General features: G+C 44.3%; 5 protein-coding genes. 1 reads left to right on the top strand and 4 read right to left on the bottom strand.

The features are described from left to right. On the top strand, positions 1-246 hold a 246-nt coding region (locus VF500_RS04635; RefSeq protein ID WP_330858560.1), incomplete at its 5' end, for a hypothetical protein. 235 nt (positions 247-481) lie between these two features. Here VF500_RS04635 and VF500_RS04640 read toward each other — a convergent pair. The 4 genes from VF500_RS04640 to VF500_RS04655 form a co-directional block, all read right to left on the bottom strand. After that, positions 482-1303 carry a class I SAM-dependent methyltransferase gene (locus VF500_RS04640; protein ID WP_330858561.1) on the bottom strand — a complete coding sequence of 274 codons (822 nt, stop codon included), beginning with the start codon at positions 1301-1303 and terminating at the stop codon, positions 482-484. Further along, positions 1300-2763, bottom strand: coding sequence for a radical SAM protein (locus VF500_RS04645; RefSeq protein WP_330858562.1), 1464 nt, complete (start codon positions 2761-2763; stop codon positions 1300-1302). The genes VF500_RS04640 and VF500_RS04645 overlap by 4 nt, the downstream gene beginning before the upstream one ends. Positions 2764-2990: 227 nt before the next feature. Further along, positions 2991-4037 carry a radical SAM protein gene (locus tag VF500_RS04650; RefSeq protein WP_330858563.1) on the bottom strand — a complete coding sequence of 349 codons (1047 nt, stop codon included), beginning with the start codon at positions 4035-4037 and terminating at the stop codon, positions 2991-2993. Positions 4038-4046: 9 nt separating this feature from the next. Next, on the bottom strand, positions 4047-5413 hold a 1367-nt coding region (locus VF500_RS04655), incomplete at its 5' end, for a radical SAM protein (protein WP_330858564.1).

A 5413-nucleotide genomic window follows, 5' to 3' on the forward strand; every position in this document is an offset into this window, starting at 1 on the left:
GAAAGATTATTCAATAATCCGTTTGGTGACTGGCTGGATAATGTATTGATGGGAATCACGTCAGGCCGTTGGAACAAGAAAACCGCAATGAAAAAGCTGAACATGCGGGGCGCAGTAATGAGCATGGCCGCAAGCAAACATTTCGCCAAGCCAGCCCCCGAAAATTTCCAGGTTAAGTTGATAGAAAGGTACCGGAATAAAGTTGCGAATCTGCTCCAGGAATCTGAAGACCGGGTGGCGCAGTGATTAATGAGGAATGTGTAGATCATGTTTTTAAAGCCTCCAGAGGAGGCAAAGGTTTGTAGAAACACAGATACCAAAAATAACCGTGCCAGAGGTACGGAACACCGGAGTTGTGTACCTCCGGCACACTAAAAATTCATTTATTTATTTCTACAAACCTTTTGCACCTCTGGTGCAACCTATTAATCCTTTAACTTGATAGCATTGAGATTCTTCCTAAAGTCCCCCTTTTTGGAACCTACTTCTTCCTCAGCGAAATAATATAATAATCCCCCACATATTTAAACGGCCAGGTAGCCTTCAGCTTATCTTCCCAACCGGTCAATAATTTATAAGCACGGGGATGCTTTTCGGCAAAACCTTCAATGTATGACGGCGGAACTATGGTGCACAATCCCTCAATACTTAACATTTCAAAATCTCGTTTTAAGCATTTTTTGATATACGATGGATTATAATAAAAACAATCAAAGTAAACACCCTCTACGTGGGCTTTTCGGCCTTTACTGCTAAAAAACCTGCGAAAGGCCGTTTTGAACTTCCCTTTAAATACCAGCAATGTTTCCCAAAGGCAAAATTTGGGCAGCACCACTAATGTCACCATGCCGCCCGGGTTTAGCAATCCGGCAAATGAGCTTAATACTTTATCCAGTTCACCGGTACAATTGAGACCTGCAAAGTTGGAAAAGATCAGATCGTAAGGGCCTTTATTATTCAGCTGTTCCAATTGGGTATATGAACAAAGCTCATTGCTGACTGATTGATGTACACCATGCTTTACCATTTTTTCACAGAGCTGCTGTTGCATCCCTTTTGAAATATCGGTAGCATGTACTTTAAACCCTTTTTGTGCGAAAAACAAGGCGTCTTCACCGGTGCCGCTGTTCAGTTCCAGGATGCTGCTTCCAGGCTTTAAATATTGAAGGATATGATCGCGTACCCGTTTACGTTTGTAGCCAATAATGGTATCGGCAGCATAAAGCTCATCAAAAATTACCGACTGGTTACTGAAAGCAGCCTCAGCAAATTGTTCGTTTATATGTGATGAAGCTCCGTTCATATGGCTTTTTCAAATTTTTCCAGCTTCAGCTTTTCAAAATAAGTAAGCGGAGCATAATAAAACACGGACAATGCCTTCTTTATACCATTTAATGAACTCCCAAACGGATCTTTAAGCAGTTTCTGCAGGCTGTTTTTAGCCAGATGTTTGTGATAATTGCGATGTACATATTTATGTAATTGCTTATAGTAATAAGCCGGATAAGTATTCTTGAACATCAACGCCATCTCGTCGGAATCTGTCCAGTTGGTTTTCTTTTTAAGTTCAGTTTTAACGCGTTCGTAAAAACCGGTGCCGGGCAAAGGGTATGATACTGAAATACCAATCTCAAACGGCAGCAATTGGTTGATCATATCTATCGTAAGCGTAATATCATCACGAGTTTCCTCCGGATAGCCAAACTGGATAAAGAATGATGGCTTGATACCATGCGCTTTCATCAGATGGGTAGCAGTATGGATCTGATCAATAGTGATACCCTTATCCATGGCATCCAAAACCTTTTGTGACCCGCTTTCAGCCCCTATCCAAACATTTTCACAACCGGCAGCAGCAAGGGCTTCCACAGCTTCTTCCTCTGCCAGTAAATCGGCCCGCGACTGGATCTTGAAGCGAATTTTGATCCCTTCCTGCCTGAGCAATTTGGCAAACTCCTGCACCCAGCCGGGCTTCAACCCAAAAATATCGTCACAAAACCAGATATGATCCATTTGGTATCGCTCCTTAAGCATTTTAAGCTCATTAACCACATATTGCGGACTATGAGAGTTGTAACGATTACCATAAATAGGTTTGGCACACCAGTTACACTTAAATGGACAACCGCGGGTAGTAACTACATTCACCGAAAAGTATCCTGCGTTCTTTAGCCACATATCGCGGTAAGTGTCCATATTTACCAAATCCCAGGCGGGCATCGGTAAACTGTCCAGTTCCTTCATTACCGGGCGGTTGGGTGTTTTAATGATCTCGCTGCCGTTCATATAGGCTAATCCTTTTACAGCAAAGTGATCGGTATTACCATCCCTGATATGTTGGGTAAGCTCAAGCAGTGTTTGTTCAGCTTCACCCAAAATCACAAAGTCGGCGCCTTCGGCAAGATAAGCCGCATACCTGTCGGTAGAATCAGAACTGGAGACAATCACGGTACATCCTCTTTCCTTTGCCAGCTTAGCCATTTTAAAAGCAGCTTCGCGCATATTGGTAAGGCACATTTTGGTAAGGTAGTTGAACCCGTCATCGTAGATCACAAAAAAATCGGGTTTGTTAAGTTCTATAGCCGGTATTACCTCACCAGGATCGCTGACAAACATGGTATCAAACAGGCTAACATTATAACCATGTTCGCGCATTAAAGCAGCTGCATATATTGTTCCCAGCGGCGCATATGGTTGTCCTATACCCCATTGCTTGGGATCGAAACGTAAAAAGTAAGAATGTGTAAACAGTATATTGTTCATACGTTTTTCAAGCCTGTTTCTAAATTCCCTTCCTGAAAACATAGCCGTCAAGTTGGGAAAAAGGGAGGGAAGTGCGATTCCCCTCTTGAGAGGGGTGGAGGGGTGTGTTTCTGCATTGATAAGTATCTCGCATCCCCCCCCTGCCATCGCTCATTTCCTCTGCGCCCCCTCTCAAGAGGGGAATTACGCAAAGCCGCCCTTTTTATAGTTTATATTTTATCTTCTTCCTAATCCAACCTCGCCAGCGGCGATAAATTGAGCGAGCATACGCATTTAACACAGGTAGGATCATTGCCCATATCCAGTGTTTTGCGAAAGTTAATTGCCTCTTTGCTGATCAAAATATCATCCAATGCATTATCCCTGATGTTCCCTATCGCCTCGTGAAAAAAGCAGGGCCTCACGGCACCATCAGCCTCAATAACCGCCGATACCCATGGTGCATTGCACTTTTTAAACGGGAACGCGTTATGACCGTAAAAAGCAGCATAGTAACCATAGATATCCTGGATCTTAGCGGGTGATTCAGCGATGAACCTGTTGGTGAAATCACTTTTATTGGCAAGTACCTGGCTTACTATTTCCTGAAATTCAGGAAGCTCATTTTCGCCCGGCAGGATCTCGTGCTGCTTAGGCTCGGCCCAGGCTGTTTGACGATTAAAGGCATGGCTGCTAACATCGGCAGGTAAAAAACTTACCTGGTCTATGCCCATCTGCCTCGCGGCTTCAATAATGGCCGGCCAGTTCCTGTAATTTAACCGGTGGATCACCGTGCGGGCCGTAATGCGGTATTTGGGTTCGATAGATTTAATGAACTTCACCCCTTCCCGCAGCTTATTGAACGCGCCGGGCACATTACGGATGACATCATGCAAAAGCTCGTCCCCATCTAAAGAAACAATGAGGTCGTCAACCCATTTTAAAATATTGAAAGCGTTTTTCCTGATCGATAAGCCGGTTGAAAGCAGCGTAACCTTGATCTTTTCAGCCCGCAAAATTTCACACAACCTGAAAAAATTGGTATTCAGCAACGCCTCCCCGCCCGACATTAATACCTGTTTGGTGCCGAATTTTCGTAGCGTACCAAGCAGGTCGGTTAAATCGGCTTCCGTAAGCTGCTTCAGGTTTTTGTTATCCTTCCAGATATCACACATCACGCAGCGACAGTTGCAGGCGCTGTGCGGCATCAAAATCACGATGGGCAGCGCAGCAATGCGGTGCGTTTGCAGGGTACGAAAACGCTGAAAAGTATGATATAATGATTGGCCGGTCATCTCCATAAATTAAAATCCCTGTATTTCGGGCTGCCTGTAGCGCCAAACTTTTTGTAATAGCTTTATCTCGTATGGATATTGGTACATGCTCGCCTTGTAGCGCATAGTAGCCACCAGTTTAATAGCCATACGTTTGATCATATTGAGCCTGATATCGGTTACTGTTGGATATACACCGTTCAGCACCGTTTCAAAATTCCTGATCTTGTCAATCATCTCCGGCGTAAGCCATGGCGTAAGCGGGTTTTTACGAAGATCGAAGGCTTCCCATGCGGGGCTGATCCAGTCTTCCAGCGTTTCGGGAAAACGGAAACCGCTTTTCATTACCTGTTTAAACAGTTCCGAACCTTCGGTAGGCACCGGACTGTAGGTATAGATCACGATCTCGGTTTTAGGATTAACCGCTTTTACTTTTTTGATAAAATCTATCTCAAAATCAATTTGCGACTGAACCTGCTCCTGCGTTGGAGCCGGGGTGCCCAGCACAAATGAATATTCGGGGATGATATCAAACTTTTTAAGGCGCTCGGCAAACTCAATGATCTGGTCGCCGGTTTGAGTACCGCCCTTGTCCATTTGCTCGAGGATGGCATTATTACCGCTTTCGGCACCAAAAAAGATGATCTTACAACCCGACTCCCGGATAGCCGCCAGCGACGAATCTTTAAACTTGGACATGGTATCGATGCGGGCCATACCCCACCAGGTCATGTTTTCGTGCTTTCTCAAACGGGCAAACTCAACCGCGCGTTTTTCTGATACAAAAAAGTTATTATCATGAAACTCAATAGCATCGGCTCCCCATTTATCCTTGATATATTTTACATCTTTATAAACGTTCTGTGCCGATTTAGCTTTCCACCTTGCCTCATAAATGGGCACCACAGCGCAAAAGGAACAAGTAAACGGACAGCCAATGCTGGAGTGGTAAGCCATCGTTTTTTCGCCCAGGTAGGTTTTACCCAAAAATTTGGTGACAGGGTAAAAAGTATTCAGTTTATCATATGGCAAAGCAGGCAGGTTGTCCTGGTCTAAAAGGTCTTCCTTAGCGGTTTTGACGATCTTGCCATCCGTTGCTTTATAGATCAGATTGCGGATAAACTCGTAAGGCTCATTTTTCTCCAAAGCATCTATCAAAGCGGGGAAAGCATTATCACCGGGGCCATTGATAATAAAATCAACGTAACCCGAATATAAAACTGCGTTGGGCTGGTTTGACGGAAAGTATCCGCCCCAGATCATTTTAGTTTCAGGGTATTTTTGCTTGATAGTTTTGGCGGCTATAATAGCCTGCCTCAATTGCGGGCCGGGCATAACCGTAAACCCAAAGTATTTAAATTCGCCGGTGCTCAAATAACTATCGATCTTCACCATTG

It is taken from the genome of Mucilaginibacter sp., assembly GCF_036383575.1.
Classification (GTDB): domain Bacteria; phylum Bacteroidota; class Bacteroidia; order Sphingobacteriales; family Sphingobacteriaceae; genus Mucilaginibacter.